This is a genomic window from Corynebacterium sp. MSK150 (genome assembly GCF_030229215.1).
Classification (GTDB): Bacteria; Actinomycetota; Actinomycetes; order Mycobacteriales; family Mycobacteriaceae; genus Corynebacterium.
The window spans coordinates 1-14,642 of record NZ_JASPHM010000020.1 but is presented as its reverse complement, the minus strand read 5'-3'; the positions used below and the strand labels follow the sequence as shown (position 1 = coordinate 14,642).

The window sequence follows — 14,642 nt, the reverse complement described above, 5'->3', positions numbered from 1 at the left end:
TCGAGCTTTTATGAAGCAACTTTCTCGGCTCCTGCGGCCCGTGGCCGCGGTCCTGGCCAGCGGCGCGCTAGCTCTCTCGCTTACCTCGTGCGCCTCTACTTCCCACGCCGCGGAAGATGGCATGGTCACCTATGTCGAGCCCAATATGTTCAACAACCTCTATCCACCCTCCGGCGGCTATTACCCCAACGGTGGTGTGCTCAATAACATCACGGACCGCCTGCTCTGGCAGGACCCGGATACCCTCGAGCTGCACCCGTGGATTGCGGAGGAGATGCCCAAGGCAAACAAGAACAACACCGAATTCACCTTCAAGATTCGCAAGGGCGTGACCTACTCTGATGGTTCCCGCCTGGATGCCGCGAACGTGAAGAAGAACTATGACCTTTATGCCCTAGGCGATGAGGACCGCATGCTCACTCCATCGGAGCAGCTGCCCAACTATGAAAAGTCCGAGGTCATCGATGACTACACGGTGAAGTTCTACTTCAGCGAGCCTTCCCCGGGCTTCCCGCAGTCGACCTCCGTGATGAACCAGGGCCTGCTTTCTAATGCCACCCTGGATTTGGACGACACCGGCTTCGCGCCGGGCAACGCCACCGCGATTTCCGGTTCTGGTCCCTTCGTCATTGAGGAAGAAGAGCTGGGCACCAAGCTGGTGCTCAAGAAGCGCGAGGATTATGACTGGGCGCCCCCGGCCCGCAAGGACCACCAGGGCCCGGCCGATATTGAGGGCATCAATATCGTGCTCGCGGCCGAAGACTCCGTGCGCGTGGGCTCGCTTGTAGCCGGCCAGTCCGATGTCGCGCGCCAGATCGAAGCTCCCGATGAGAAACACCTGAAGGATCAAAACCTGCAGATTTTCGCCGCCCCTACCCGTGGCGTGAACAATAGCTTCCACTTCCACTTCCGCCATCCACTCTTGGAAGACAAGCGAGTGCGCCAGGCCATCATCCACGCCATTGACCGCGACAACATCCTGGACACTCTCTTTTCTGATTCCTACCCCAAGGGCACATCGATTCTGGCCAAGACGGCTATTGGCTATAAGGATCAGTCCGCGAACTATGCCTTCGATCCAGAAGAATCCAAGCGCCTGCTCGATGAAGCCGGCTGGCGCCCAGGTGAAGAGGGCATTCGCGAAAAGGACGGCAAGCGCCTGTCCGTGACCTTCAATGAAGCCGTCCCACAGCCGCGCTCTAAAGAGATGTTCACCAAGGCCCAGGAGATGCTCAAGAACGTCGGCATCGAGGCCAACCTCAACCCAGGTGACCGCTCTGCGCAGCAAAAGGCCATGAAGGACCAAGATACCGTGCAGGTACGCCACACCATGACCGGCCGTGCCAATGTGGACACCTTGGCCACGTGGCTGGATGGCACCGGGCGCAATTCTTTCCTCAACTATGACGAAAAGACCGATAGCTTTGGCGATGAGAAACTTCAGAAACTGGTGGAGGACTACTTCAACCTCAGCAGTGAGAAGGATCGCCTCGCTATGACCGGCCGCATGCAGGACTATCTGTCCGAACAGGCCTATATCCTGCCCATGTTTGAAGAGCCGCAGGTCTATGGTTTCCAGCCCTATATCGAGGGCTTTAGCACCGAGGCCATCGGCCGCCCATCGTTCTATGCGGTAGACATCAACCCCGCAGAAGGGGAGTACTAAACTATGAGCCTGAAAACTATTGCCCTGCGCATCGGCCAAGCCGTGCTCGTCATCTGGGCAACCTTCACCCTTTCTTTCATCCTCCTAGCAGCACTGCCGGGTGACGCCGTTGCGACCCGCTATGACAACCCCAACTTGGGGCTCAACGCCGAGCAGCTGGCCGCCATCCGCGAGGTTTATGGTGCCGATGAACCGATCGTGAGCCGCTATTTCAGCGCGCTCGGCGGATTCCTCACCGGTGATTTCGGCTTTTCCGTCGCCACCGGTACCGCCGTATCGGAAATGCTGGCAGATGCCCTTCCCTCCACGCTGGCGCTGGCGGTCTTCGCCTTTCTCGTAGGCGTGGTCTTGGCTTTCGTGGTGGCTATTGTCTCCACCTTTGGTCCATTTTCTTGGCTGCGCAGTTTCTTTCGCAGCTTGCCTTCCGTGATGGTTTCCCTGCCCACCTTTTGGATCGGCATCATTTTGATCCAGATATTCTCCTTTGGCTTGGGCTGGGTGCCGGTCATCGGCGCGAGCGACGCCCAAAACCTCATCCTGCCGGTCATTACCCTGGGTATCTTCGTGGCCGCGCCGCTGGCGCAGGTGCTGCTGCGCTCCATCGATGAGGTCATGGATATGTCCTTCGTGCAGGTCGTGCGCGCCAAGGGTGCTAGCGGCGCCTGGTTGTTGTGGCGCAACGTCTTGCGCAACGCGTTGCTGCCGGCGCTGACCATGGCTGGCCTTACCTTTGGTGAGCTCGTCGGCGGCTCAGTGGTGACGGAAGCGGTCTTCGCCCGCCACGGCATTGGCGCGCTGACCGTGGATGCGGTGGCTAACCGTGATACCTCGGTGCTGCTGGCCATCGTGGTGCTTGCCGCCGCCGTCTTTGTCCTTATCAATCTGATTGTGGACCTGCTCTACCCAGTGCTTGACGTGCGCCTGCGCGAGCGCGAGCAGGAGGCTGCACCTAGCTCCGCCACCGCTGCCACCACCGCCGATACCACCGCAACGAACGAGAAGAAGGTCCAAGCATGAAGCTTAAATCCACACAGCTGAAGCTCACCCCGGGCACCATCATCTCGCTGATTGTGCTGGGCCTGGCGGTGCTCTGCGCCCTGTTCCCCCAACTATTTACCTCCCAGGACCCTAACCAGGGTGGTGACACCACGGCGCTCTTGCAACCCAGCTTCCAACACTGGTTTGGCACCGATGCCGTCGGCCGCGATCTCTATACCCGCGTGGTCTATGGCGCGCGCCAATCTCTACTCGGCGCGCTGCTGGCCGTCCTTTTCGGCCTCATCGTCGGCACCATCTTGGGCATCATCGCCGGCGTGCGCCGCGGCTGGGTCGATGCCGTCATCATGCGCATCGTGGACGTGCTGCTGTCCATCCCCGGACTCTTGCTCTCCCTGTCCGTCATCATTGTGCTCGGACACGGCATTTTCAATGCCGCCATCGCCGTAGGTATCACCTCCGTGGCCACCTTTGCGCGCCTTGCACGCTCCCAGGTGCTCAGCGTCGCCGGCTCCGATTTCGTCGAGGCCGCCTATGGCTCCGGCGGTTCTTCCTTCCAGGTGCTCGTGCGCCATATTCTTCCCAATTCACTCACTGCGGTATTCGCTGTAGCAGCCCTGCAATTTGGCCTGGCCATTTTGCAGCTAGCCACCCTAGGCTTCCTGGGCTATGGCGCACCGCCCCCAACCCCGGAATGGGGCTTGCTCATCTCTGAATCGCGCGATTACATCGCCACGGCCGGCTGGTTGACCATCGCCCCGGGAATTGTCATCGTCGCTGTGGTCCTCGCGGCTAACCACCTCAGCCAGACACTGCGAAAGGCGGCCTAATGTCCCTGCTTAGCATTAGTGATCTATCCATTACCTACCGCACCGCACACGGTGAGGTAGAAGCGGTAAGCGGCATTGAGCTCGAGGTAAAACCTGGCGAGATGACCGCCATCGTGGGCGAGTCCGGTTCCGGCAAGTCCACCTCCGCCATGGCCGCCATTGGCCTGCTGCCAGACAATGCCTCGATCGTTTCTGGCACCATTACTTTCGACGGCCACGACGTTACCCAGTATTCCCAAAAGCAATGGCGGGAGCTGCGCGGTCGCCGCATTGGTTTGATTCCGCAGGATCCCAATAACTCGCTTAACCCGCTCAAGACCATCGGTGCCTCGGTGGAGGAGGGCATGGCCATCCATGGGCAGGGCGATAAGGCCTCCCGGAAAAAGCATGCACTGGAGCTTTTGGAGCGCGTGGGCATTGATGATCCGCAGCGCCGCTATCACCAGTACCCGCATGAGCTTTCCGGCGGAATGAAGCAACGCGTGCTTATCGCCGCAGCTGTGGCTTTGGAGCCAGAGCTCATCATCGCCGATGAGCCTACCTCCGCGCTCGATGTCACCGTGCAGAAGATCATCCTGGACCTCCTGGATGAGATGCGCGAAGAGCTCACCATGGGCATACTTTTCATTACCCATGATCTGGCCGTGGCAGGCGACCGTGCCAATAACATCGTGGTGATGGAAAAGGGCACCGTCCGCGAGTCGGGCGTTGCTGCCCGCGTCCTCACCGACCCCCAGCATGCCTACTCCAAGCGCCTGCTTGCCGACGCCCCCTCGCTCACCGCCCCCACTTCCTCCCAGGCCGCAGCTCCTGTGCGGGCCGCCGCGCCCGCGCAACACGAAACCTTGCTCGAGGTGGAAGGGCTGAGCCAACGCTTCGGGGATTTCACCGCGGTGGAAGACATCAACTTTTCCGTGGCCCGCGGCACCACCCATGCATTGGTGGGGGAGTCTGGCTCCGGTAAGACAACCACCGGCCGCGCCATTTCCTTGTTGAGCACGCCCACCTCCGGCAGTATTCGCTTGGGCGGGGAAGAGATTAGCTCCGCCCGTGGCAAGCGCCGTCGCGAGCTGCGCCGTTCGATCCAGATGGTCTACCAAAATCCTTTTGGCTCGCTGGATCCGCGCTTGAGCATCGGCGATACCATCGCCGAACCGGTGCGCAATTTCACCGGCGCTTCCAAGCGGGATGCGCGTGCCAAAGCACGCGAATTTCTTGATTTGGTGGCCTTGGATTCTTCCATGGCTTCCCGCCGTCCCCGCGAGCTCTCCGGTGGCCAGCGCCAGCGCGTGGCCATCGCCCGCGCCATGATCATTGAGCCCGATCTCGTGGTGCTCGATGAGGCCGTGTCCGCGCTCGACGTCACCGTGCAGGCGCAGATCCTGCGCTTGCTCGACGAGCTACAGCGCGAGCTGGAGCTTACCTATATCTTCATCTCCCACGATCTGGCGGTAGTCAACCAAATTTCCGATACCGTTTCCGTGCTCTCCCACGGCACGCAAGTGGAATCCGGACCTACCGCGCAGGTCTTTGCGCACCCGGAAACCGAGTACACGCGCCAGCTAATTGACGCCATCCCAGGCTCCCGCTATCGTGCCGGAGACCTAAACTTGGGGCTATAACCGCGCCCCAGAAAGGTTGGACTGAGAATATGACCGACATTATTAATGAGCTCTCCCACGCCAGCGCCGAGGTGCAACAGCTGCGCCGTGCGCGCCACGATGCACAGGACAATGCGCAGCTAAGCTTTAGCGCTTTGCTCGAGCCTGCAGAACCAGGCGAGTTCTCCTATACGGAGCGCTATGCCGTAGCGGCTTTTACCGCTGCAATCTACCGGGCACGCGAGGCTGCGGATTTCTACTTCGACTTGCTGGAAGATGAGGCCGACGAGGACCTTGTTGCCGCCGTGCGCGCCGCGAGCCAGCGCGGCGTGTCCACCGGCCCGTATCACCAGGGTGATTTCCTTATCTTCGGCGATACCGCCGCGGAAGCCGCGCTGGGCACGCGCCTAGCTGCCGCCTTCGACTGGGCGCACCTTCTGGCTTTCCACCCCAAGGAGGCCTCCCCACAGGCGATAGGGCACCTCGATGCCGCAGGATGGTCCGCTACGGAAATTGTCAGCCTGTCCCAGCTGGTGGCATTTTTGGCCTTCCAGCTGCGTGTGGTCCACGGCCTGCGCGTACTTTCTGGCGAGGAGCCCGCATCCCACCCCGCAGCCGAGCGCGCCGCTGGCGTGGCCGATCCGGGTTGGGAGGTAACCGCGAACACGTTGCAGCCCAATACTGTGCTGCCGGACCACTTTGTCAACCACTCCCTGGGCTGGAAGCCCTGGGTAGAGGCGCTGGCGAAGGAGGATTTCACCGCGGTGCATACTGATGCCCTCATTAAGCCAGAGCGTATCGATTCCGAGTACTTCCGCTTGCTCGCCCGCGACCCTGCGGCCTTGAAGGCGCGCACGCTGACTGACCTGGACATTTTCTATAACACCGAAGGCGGGCTCTCCCGTGCGGACCGCGAGCTCGCCGCTACTGTGGCTTCGCGCTACAACGGCTGCGAGTACTGTGCCTCCGTGCACCAGGCGCGGTGCGTCCAGGAAGGTGGCGACCGTGAAATCGTAGACCGCCTCTTGGACGAGGGCATCGACGCCGACCTTGGCTCAAAGGAGTGGGACCTTATCCGTCGCGCCGCCGTGGCGCTGACGGAAACCCCGTTTGCCTTCGATGCGGCACTATGCGCGGACCTGCGTGGGGCGGGATTCGATGAGCAGTCCATCTTGGACCTTATCTACGCTTCCTCCTTCTTTAACTGGGCTAATCGCTTGATGCTCACCTTGGGCCAGCCGGACGTGCCTAAGCGCTTCCGCTAACTGCCTACCGGCGGCGACTGCTCCGGCGCGGCGCTGAAAGCAAAGGATCCCTATGATGGGGCGGCATGACTGATACAAAGAATGCCACCGCACCAGCACACGCGGACAGCGAAACCCCGCAGAAGGTCGCCGTCGTCACCGGCGCTACCGGCGGCATGGGCCGCGAAATCATCGCTGACCTGGCCGGTGATTACCATGTGTACGCACTGGGGCGTAGCGCGGCGGATCTGCCCGAATCGGACTCCATTACGCCGGTAGCCATCGACCTCGTCGCCGGCCTCGATGAAGGCATGAAACTGCCGGAGCTGGACCGCGTGGACGTGCTCGTCCACGCTGCTGCACGAGCTACCAAGTACTCCGTGGAGGAAGCCACGCCGGAAAATTGGCGTGCGCACATGGACCTCAACGTGCATGCCCCTGCAGAACTGACCCGCGCCTTGCTGCCGCAGCTGCGCAAAGCGGAAGGCACCGTGGTCTTTATTAACTCTGGCGCTGGACGCCACAGCTACGGCGATAACGTCATCTACGCGGCGACCAAGCACGCGTTGTATGCACTCGCCGATGGACTGCGCATCTCTGAGCCGGGAATCCGCGTATCCACCGTGGCTCCAGGGCCTACCGATACCCCGATGCTTAAGGGGTTGCAGGATTATGATCCCTCCCAGGTTATTGCCCCGGCTGAGGTGGCTCGTGCCATTCGTACCGTGGTAGAGGCAGGCCCCACCACTCAGCTGACGGAAATCCAGGTCAGGCCGCGAATCGAGTTACATCTGCGCAAGTAGGAACGCAAGTAGTGGTAATGGACATCACACATTAATGGGTTTGGTTTCCAGGGGTGTCCATTACACTCGGGGGCTGTGAATTCCCAAAGCCGAAAGCGGCCCGCCTATCTCCGTATCTCGGATGCCCTACGCGATAAGATCGAACGCAATGAATTAGAACCCGGTCAGCGTTTTCCTACCGAACGCGAATTGGTCCGGGAATTTCATGTTGCGCGCATGACCGTGCGCCATGCTTTAGACATATTGGAGGTAGAAGGCCTCATTGACCGCCGCCGCGGGCGCAGTGGTGGCACCTACGTGCGCACGGTTCCCCCTACACTGAGCCTGACCAACAAGGACAATATCGTCACCCAGCTGCGCGAGCGCGGGCACGACACCGCCGTACGCGTGGTCTCCGTTAACAAAGCCCACGTGCCCAAGCATGTGGCAGCGGTACTGGGTGTTAGCGATTCCACCTTTGCGTGGGATATCAAGCGCCTCTATACCGTCGATGGCAAGCCCGTCATCCTTTCGCGCTACACCATCCCGGTAGATATGGCTCCCGATCTCAATCAGCACGATCTGCGCGAGCCCATCATGGAAATCCTGGCTGGCTACAACCTCAAGCCCGTCTTTAAGCGCGAGAGCATGCGCGCCGCTACCGCTCGCACCGAAGAGCAGAAACTATTGCACGTGAGCCGATCGCACCCGCTGCTTCGGTTCGTGCGACTGTTAAAGACTAAATCGGGCGCGGTCTTTGCCTATATTGAAGAGTCGCTGCGCTCTGATATCGCCAACGTCGAGGTGGTCCTGGGTGAGGATCCCGCGCCGCAACCCCTACCGGGCCAGGGCAACGGCGCGGGAAAGCCGGCTTAGCCAGCGTCTACCTGGCGGTTGCGCAGCGCGCGGGCCACGCGGTCACGCTGCTCGGTGACGGTACGGCGCAAACCACCCGGCAGCTCCTTCTTCAAGAAGGCATCGGCGCGGTCCAGGCCCTTGTGCGTGATATCCCAGGAAGGGAAGAGACCCGTCACGGTGGTCAGTGCCACCTCGGAGGACTGGGAAGACCATACCTTTTCTGCGATGTCGAAGAACTCCGCGGTGGGCAGGAATTCATCGCTATGCGGGTAGAGCAGGCCTTCCAGCTTGGAGGTGAGCTCGCGGTTGGTGAGATTTCCCGCCACGATTTCTTCCCATACCGCGCGCTTGTTCTCGGCGGTTGCCACGGCTGCGCGGGCACGCAGGGAAGAGTAGTAGCCGGTGGCGGAGTTATCGCGCTCGAGTTGCGCATCCGCGGCGGCCGGGACGTCCTCTACCGCGCCATCGGCGGCAAGTGCCGCCAGTGCGGACCAGCGCAGCCCCGCATCCTCGGAGGACTCGAGTACGCCGCGCAGATAGTCGCGCGCGCTATCGTGCAGGCGAATCTTAGCCAATGCTTGAGTGCAGATGATGGAGCGCTGGGCATCGGAGCTGTGGGTACCGTCAAGGAGGGCGTCGGCAAGCAGGGTGCTCTGGGCGGCCCAGTGCGGATCGGCATAGTTCTTCAGCGCGCTAGACGCCTGCAAGACAATGCGTTCGAGGACGGCGAGCTCCGTCTCTGCCTGCATGCCGCGGGCAACCAGCTGGATGAAATCGCGGGCGCGCATAGTACCGGCGCGGGTCATCTCCCACGCGGTAGACCAGCACAGGGTACGGGCCATGGGATCGGCGAACTTATCAATATTGTCCAGTAGGAATTGCAGGGAACCCGCGTCCAGCTCGATGAGGCAATAGGTCAGGTCATCGTCGTTGGGTAGGAGGAAGTCAATGTCTCCCAACTGGCGGCCGATGAGCTCTGGAATCTCGGTGGAAGCGCCATCGATATCCATCTCGATGCGATCGGTGCGCACCACCTTGCCATCCTGCAGGTTATACAGGCCTACCGCCACGCGGTGGGTGCGCAGGGTATCGCCGCCCTGGGTGAGGTAAGCATGCGTAATCGTGCCGGACTCATCCGCATTGAGCGCCACGCTGAGCGTATTGATGCCGGAGGTCTTGAGCCACTGTTGCGCCCAGAAGGAAAGGTCGCGGCCGGAGGCCTCTTCCAGGTGGCGCAACAGATCATCAAAGGTGGCATTGCCCCATGCATGGGCGGCGAAGTGGCGGCGCACACCGGCGAGGAAGTTGTCGCGGCCGACATAGGCCTGCAGCTGCTTGAGCACCGAAGCGCCCTTGGCATAGGTGATGCCATCGAAGTTTTGCTCCACTGTTTCGATATCGCTGGCATCGGTGGAAATCGGGTGGGTGGTCGGCAGCTGATCCTGCTGATAAGCCCAGGATTTCTCCACATTGGCAAAGGTCACCCACGCGGTATCGTATTCGGTTTCCTCTGCTTGGGAGATGGCGGCGGACCAGGTGGCGAAGGACTCATTGAGCCACAAATCGTCCCACCACTGCATGGTGACCAAATCACCGAACCACATATGGGCTAACTCGTGCAGGACGGTATCGGCGCGGCGCTCGTACTTGTAGTGCGTGGCCTGGGAGGTAAAGACGTACTCATCGCGAATGGTGACGCAGCCGGCATTCTCCATCGCGCCGGCGTTGAACTCCGGCACGAAAATCTGGTCATACTTGCCAAAGGGGTAGGGGAAACCGAAGTTGCGGTGGTAGAAATCAAAGCCCTGCTTGGTCTCAGTAAATAGGCGCTCGGCATCCAGTGCGTGGGCGAGCGAAGCGCGGCAGTAGATGCCGAGTGGCACCTCGAGTTTTTGGGCCGGCTTGCCCTCTGGGTGTGCGGTCAGCTCGCCGCGCCAGGTATCGGTGACCTCGTGGTACGGGCCGGCGCACAGGGCTACCAGGTAGGTGGACAACGGATAGTCAATAGCCGTGCTGGCTACATCGCCTTCCCAGCTCACCGGGCCATTGCTAATGATGGTCCACTCTTCGGGCGCCTTGAAATGCAGCGCGTAGGTGGCTTTCATATCCGGCTGGTCAAAGCAGGCGAAGACGCGCTTGGCATCGGCGGTTTCGAACTGGGTATAAAGGTAGACCTTGTCATCGGCAGGGTCTACAAAGCGGTGCAGGCCCTCACCGGTGCGGGAGTACGGGATCGTGGCGGTGACTTCCAGTGTGTAATCGGCTACTTGGAGGCCAGACAATGGAATGCCATAGGTGGGGTTATAGGAAGCAGTGGGCAGGGGATTGCCGTTGAGACGTACCTCATGGATTTCCTCGGCGCGTAGATCGATAAAAGTGGAGCCGATCTCTCGCGAGGCAAAGCTCACCTTCGTGGTGGACAGGAAGTGGGTGTCTGAATACTTGAGGTCTAAAGTGACATCGTAGTGGTCCACCTCGATCATTCGGGAGCGCTGAACCGCTTCCTTGCGAGTCAGGTTTATAGAGGTCATGGCCTATATTCTCCTTCTAAGCCGAAAATAGTTCTGCATCCACAGTAGTCGTGCACCTAGGCTGGTGGGGCAAACTTTTTCAATCAGAGGAGTATTTATGGCTGACGCAGTAAAGTTCTGGTTCGACGTATCCTGTCCCTTCGCTTGGGCCACCTCGCGCTGGATTAAGGAAGTGGAAAAGGTGCGCGACATTGAGGTGGAGTTCGAGCCTATGTCCTTGTCCGTGCTTAACGACGGCCGCGATCTAGACTCCACCTACATGGACATGATGAAGGCTAACTGGGGCCCAGCCCGCGTCTTTGCCAAGGTCAAGGCCGAACGCCCTGAGAAGGTAGACGAGCTCTACACTGCGATGGGCACCCTGGTTCACGCCAAGGGCAATGGCGGGCGCACCGGCTTTGGCGCTTATGACGACATCATCGCTCAGGCCCTAGCGGAGGTGGACCTCCCAGCAGAGTTCGCCGAGGTAGCCAATACCGAGGATTATGACGAAAAGCTGCGCGAGTACCACCACAACGGCATTTCTTCTGTGGGCGATGAGGTGGGTACCCCGGTTATCAAGCTGGGCGAGACCGCCTTCTTCGGCCCAGTCATTACCCGCATCCCTACCGGCGAAGAAGCAGGCGAGCTTTTCGACGCCTCCCTGCGCCTTGCCCAGTTCCCTTACTTCTTCGAACTCAAGCGCTCCCGCACCGAGATGCCGCAGGTAGAGGAGAACTAAGCGCTTTTCTGTCGGCGGCGCAGCTCAACTGCGGCGCCGACGCACAGCGCGATGGTCAGCGGGGTCAAGATGAATGCCGGAAGGCCCGCAATATTAATAGCGGGCAGCGCCATGCCGGCTCGAAAGTCATCCCACGCAACAAGTACCCAGGAAGCCCATGAGGCGCCGGCAAGAAGCGCGATAATGCCGGCCGCAATAGCTCCCCCGTTGGCCCGCGGATTTCCGCGCACCTTCTGCGCAATCCACCATATGCCCAAGCCCACGTGCGCCAACGTTGCTAGGATGCTGGCGATAAGCGGCAAGAGGAAGCCTCCGCTGCCGGATACCATAACGCCTAGCATAATGAGGCAGGCTAGAAGGGTCCCGCCGTATAGCGTGAGGACCGGTTTGGTTATAGGCATGGCTTTCCTCCTTTTATAGTGATAGCAACCGACCGCGAGCCTATCAGGAATTTATAATGCGAAACAGGGCGGGCGCTAAGCCTCCTCAAGGCGCGCCGGGCCGGTAGGATAAGGGCCATGCGCGTATATCTAGGAGCAGACCACGCAGGTTTTGAAACCAAGAACCTGATCGCTGAACACCTCACTAAACAGGGCCACGAAGTCATTGACTGCGGCGCCCATACCTATGATGCTGAGGACGATTACCCGGCATTTTGCATCGAAGCGGCACAACGCACCGTCAATGACCCAGGCTCCCTGGGCATCGTGCTTGGTGGCTCCGGCAACGGCGAGCAGATTGCCGCCAATAAGGTCAAGGGTGCTCGTTGCGCACTGGCGTGGTCCGCAGAGACCGCCCGCCTTGCCCGCGAACACAACAATGCCCAGCTCATCGGCATCGGTGGCCGCATGCATACCGAGGAGCAGGCACTGGAAATTGTTGATGCCTTCCTGGACCAAGAATGGTCCCGCGCGGAGCGCCACCAGCGTCGCATTGACATCTTGGCGGAATACGAGCGCACCGGCATCGCTCCGGAGCTGCCGGAGGCCTAAGCCACGCAGAATAAACGCCGCGGACCAAAGCTGGTTCCGCGGCGTTTCTTTGTGTTTCGGCCAGGCATAGCTAAGGCGCTAAGCCTTAGGCGTCATTCATGTCATTCGGGTGCGGACCGCCGCGCCCCTCTTCGCCCTCATCCAGGGCGGTGATGGCAGCCATCTCGTCCTCGGTGAGCTCGAAGCCAAAGACGTCGAAATTCTCCGCGATGCGCGATGGCGTGGCGGACTTAGGGAAGAGAATGACGCCATTCTGCAGGTGCCAGCGGATGACGACCTGCGCTGGGCTGACATCGTGCGCCGCAGCGGCGTCGGTGACCTCGGGCGCGTCCAAGATATCGCTCTTACCCTGGCCCAAAGGCCCCCATGCCTCGATAGCTACGGTGTGGGCGCGGAAAGCATCCAGCTCGCGCCACCGCTGCAGGTAAGGGTGAAGCTCAACCTGATTGACCGCCGGCTTGACGTCGGTCTTGAGCTCCAGCTCCTCCAAGTGTTCCAGCTCAAAGTTGGAGACGCCGATGGACTTTGCCTTGCCCTGCTTCTGCAGCTCAATGAGCTGCTGCCAGGCCTCGACGTAGGTTCCCTTCGCCGGGGTGGGCCAATGGATGAGGTAGAGATCCACATACTCTAGGCCGAGCTTTTCCAAAGACTCATCAAGTGCTGCGGCGGCATCGGTCTGGCGGTCATTCCACAACTTGGTGGTGACAAACAGCTCCTCGCGAGGGATGCCGGATTTGGCAATAGCCTTACCTACGCCTTCTTCATTGCCATAGATAGCGGCGGTATCGATATGGCGATAGCCCACCCGCAGGGCCTCGGCTACCAGCGCTTCGGTCTTGTCCGGGTCCATCTGGAATACGCCGAAGCCCAGCTGCGGGATGGTATTGCCGTCATTCAGGGTGATGTTAGGTACGCTCATGCGCCCCAGACTACCTATCTACTGCAGCGGGCCGAGCGTGATGAATTTATTCCACGTCTCCCACTCATCTTGCAGGCGGGCTCGCTCATGGGGTGGGGTAGCGGTGTCGTCGATAAGCGCGGCATCTATCATGCGCACGCCATTGTCAAAGAACAACGCGGCGTGCCCCGAGGCGCCGTGGCGCAGCACCGGAACCAGGTTCAACCCATCGAAGGACAGGCGGGCATTGGGTCGCACATCCAGCCCGGCAATGGCGGCGAGGGTAGGAGCCAAGTCAATAGGGGAGACCAGCTCGTTATTCTCCCCGCTTTCCGCCACGCCCGGCCACAGCACTGACATTGGGGCATTCCCGCCCAGCAGGGAGCAGACGGCAATGACGCCTTCAACCTGGTCGAGTTCCTCCAGGCTGGGCTGTTCTAGGAGGCGAAAGACGTCTTCACCGGCCGGTTGCGTGTCTTCGCGGACCTCATAGCCCACCCCAGCAAAAACCTCGCTGATGCGCGTGGTGGCCTGGCGCTGCGGGTACTGGCCGGTCAGGGTGCCGCGGCGGGAGTCCGCATACGTTTCCGAAGGCACCCACGTGTTTTTAAACCGAACGCCGCGCAGTGCGGTCTCAGGCGCATGGTCAAAGGTCGCAAGAGTGATATCCATGGACTCAATTCTATGCTTGCCGACGCCCCCTTCGGCCAACTTTGCCCACACAAATCACCGCCGCGGATCTAGTCGAGCTCTAGTCCCTCGATGCCGTGCACAGTTACGGTCTCTGAGAGCGGCGCGCGGCCCGGAGCCGTGTTAAAGACTGGGCTAGATTCATCGGCCGTACCAAAGGTAATGGCGGTGACCAGCTTGTAGTCCTCGTCCACGCCGAGGAATTTACGTGCGGTTGGCGCAATCAGGGAAATCATGCCTTGCGGGATGCCGTGATAACCATGTGCCTCGAGGGAAAGCAGGAAGTTTTCGGTGTAGGTTCCCTGGTCAAAGGCGGCGCGGATGCGGTCGCCCATCGGCGGGATAAAAAGCAGTACCGCATGGGGTGCGCCAAAGAAGCGCAGGTTTTCGCGGATGAACTCTACGCGGCCTTCTTTATCTTCGCGCTTAATGCCAAGCAGCCCGTACATTTTGGCGGCCAGTTCCTGGGAACGCTGGGGGTGGATGCCCTCACCGTAATCGGTGGTGAAGTCTGGGCTAAGGCCGTTGGTATCGAATTCCTTAATCAGCGCAGCGCTGAGCTCCTTGAGCTTTTCCCCTCCCACCACGTGCACGTGCCACGGCTGGGTATTGGAGTTGGACGGTGCGGATTGAGCATCCTCCAAGACCTGCTTGATGTCTTCTACCGGCATGGGTTCCGGCAGGAACGCACGGGGAGAATGGCGGTTGCGGATAAATTCGGAATACTTATTGGTTGAAGTCATGCGCGCCACCCTACGGGTTAAGGGTCAGAAAGTGTGTCTGGAAACGGGGATTTTTAGGCTCTGACCTTTGAGTTAACGTCAAATATACGC

General features: G+C 60.3%; 14 protein-coding genes. 9 read left to right on the top strand and 5 right to left on the bottom strand.

Features of this window, described 5'->3' with window-relative positions; all coding sequences use genetic code 11:
- The first annotated feature begins 10 nt into the window (after nt 1-10).
- The 7 genes from QP941_RS10655 to QP941_RS10625 all read left to right on the top strand — a co-directional run bounded on the left by QP941_RS10655 (nt 11) and on the right by QP941_RS10625 (nt 7,995).
- A complete protein-coding gene (locus tag QP941_RS10655; protein ID WP_284868905.1) occupies nt 11-1,666 on the top strand; it encodes a TIGR04028 family ABC transporter substrate-binding protein in 1,656 nt (551 codons plus the stop codon).
- 3 nt (nt 1,667-1,669) lie between these two features.
- Nucleotides 1,670-2,683 carry an ABC transporter permease gene (locus QP941_RS10650; RefSeq protein ID WP_284868904.1) on the top strand — a complete coding sequence of 338 codons (1,014 nt, stop codon included), beginning with the start codon at nt 1,670-1,672 and terminating at the stop codon, nt 2,681-2,683.
- Nucleotides 2,680-3,492 carry an ABC transporter permease gene (locus QP941_RS10645; protein WP_005324024.1) on the top strand — a complete coding sequence of 271 codons (813 nt, stop codon included), beginning with the start codon at nt 2,680-2,682 and terminating at the stop codon, nt 3,490-3,492. The genes QP941_RS10650 and QP941_RS10645 overlap by 4 nt, the downstream gene beginning before the upstream one ends.
- Nucleotides 3,492-5,114 (top strand): dipeptide ABC transporter ATP-binding protein, encoded by a 1,623-nt coding sequence (locus tag QP941_RS10640; protein ID WP_284868903.1) that lies wholly within the window; start codon nt 3,492-3,494, stop codon nt 5,112-5,114. The genes QP941_RS10645 and QP941_RS10640 overlap by 1 nt, the downstream gene beginning before the upstream one ends.
- Before the next feature lie 29 nt (nt 5,115-5,143).
- On the top strand, nt 5,144-6,358 hold the full coding sequence (locus QP941_RS10635; RefSeq protein ID WP_284868902.1) for an alkylhydroperoxidase domain protein: 1,215 nt from the start codon (nt 5,144-5,146) through the stop codon (nt 6,356-6,358).
- Between the two features lie 65 nt (nt 6,359-6,423).
- Nucleotides 6,424-7,140, top strand: coding sequence for an SDR family oxidoreductase (locus QP941_RS10630; protein ID WP_284868901.1), 717 nt, complete (start codon nt 6,424-6,426; stop codon nt 7,138-7,140).
- Nucleotides 7,141-7,215: 75 nt separating this feature from the next.
- The gene (locus QP941_RS10625; protein ID WP_284844189.1) at nt 7,216-7,995 is read left to right on the top strand and encodes a GntR family transcriptional regulator; all 780 of its coding nucleotides are present in this window, start codon (nt 7,216-7,218) and stop codon (nt 7,993-7,995) included.
- Here QP941_RS10625 and pepN read toward each other — a convergent pair.
- A complete protein-coding gene (gene pepN, locus QP941_RS10620; RefSeq protein WP_284868900.1) occupies nt 7,992-10,508 on the bottom strand; it encodes an aminopeptidase N in 2,517 nt (838 codons plus the stop codon). The genes QP941_RS10625 and pepN overlap by 4 nt on opposite strands.
- 97 nt (nt 10,509-10,605) lie before the next feature.
- Here pepN and QP941_RS10615 point away from each other — a divergent pair, with 97 nt between their 5' ends.
- The gene (locus QP941_RS10615) at nt 10,606-11,229 is read left to right on the top strand and encodes a mycothiol-dependent nitroreductase Rv2466c family protein (RefSeq protein WP_284868899.1); all 624 of its coding nucleotides are present in this window, start codon (nt 10,606-10,608) and stop codon (nt 11,227-11,229) included.
- On the opposite strand, the gene QP941_RS10610 is transcribed toward QP941_RS10615, so the two are convergent.
- Entirely contained in the window at nt 11,226-11,630 is a 405-nt protein-coding gene (locus tag QP941_RS10610; protein WP_284868898.1) for an MFS transporter, read from the bottom strand. The two genes, QP941_RS10615 and QP941_RS10610, sit on opposite strands and share 4 nt — an antisense overlap.
- A gap of 117 nt (nt 11,631-11,747) precedes the next feature.
- Here QP941_RS10610 and QP941_RS10605 point away from each other — a divergent pair, with 117 nt between their 5' ends.
- Nucleotides 11,748-12,221, top strand: coding sequence for a ribose-5-phosphate isomerase (locus QP941_RS10605; RefSeq protein ID WP_005327249.1), 474 nt, complete (start codon nt 11,748-11,750; stop codon nt 12,219-12,221).
- An 85-nt stretch (nt 12,222-12,306) separates the two neighbouring features.
- Here QP941_RS10605 and QP941_RS10600 read toward each other — a convergent pair whose 3' ends face one another.
- The 3 genes from QP941_RS10600 to QP941_RS10590 form a co-directional block, all read right to left on the bottom strand.
- Nucleotides 12,307-13,140, bottom strand: a complete 834-nt coding sequence (locus QP941_RS10600; protein WP_284868897.1) for an aldo/keto reductase — start codon at nt 13,138-13,140, stop codon at nt 12,307-12,309.
- Between the two features lie 18 nt (nt 13,141-13,158).
- Entirely contained in the window at nt 13,159-13,791 is a 633-nt protein-coding gene (locus tag QP941_RS10595; protein ID WP_239278334.1) for a hypothetical protein, read from the bottom strand.
- A 68-nt stretch (nt 13,792-13,859) separates the two neighbouring features.
- Nucleotides 13,860-14,552 carry a nitroreductase gene (locus QP941_RS10590; RefSeq protein WP_284868896.1) on the bottom strand — a complete coding sequence of 231 codons (693 nt, stop codon included), beginning with the start codon at nt 14,550-14,552 and terminating at the stop codon, nt 13,860-13,862.
- Between the last annotated feature and the right edge of the window lie 90 nt (nt 14,553-14,642).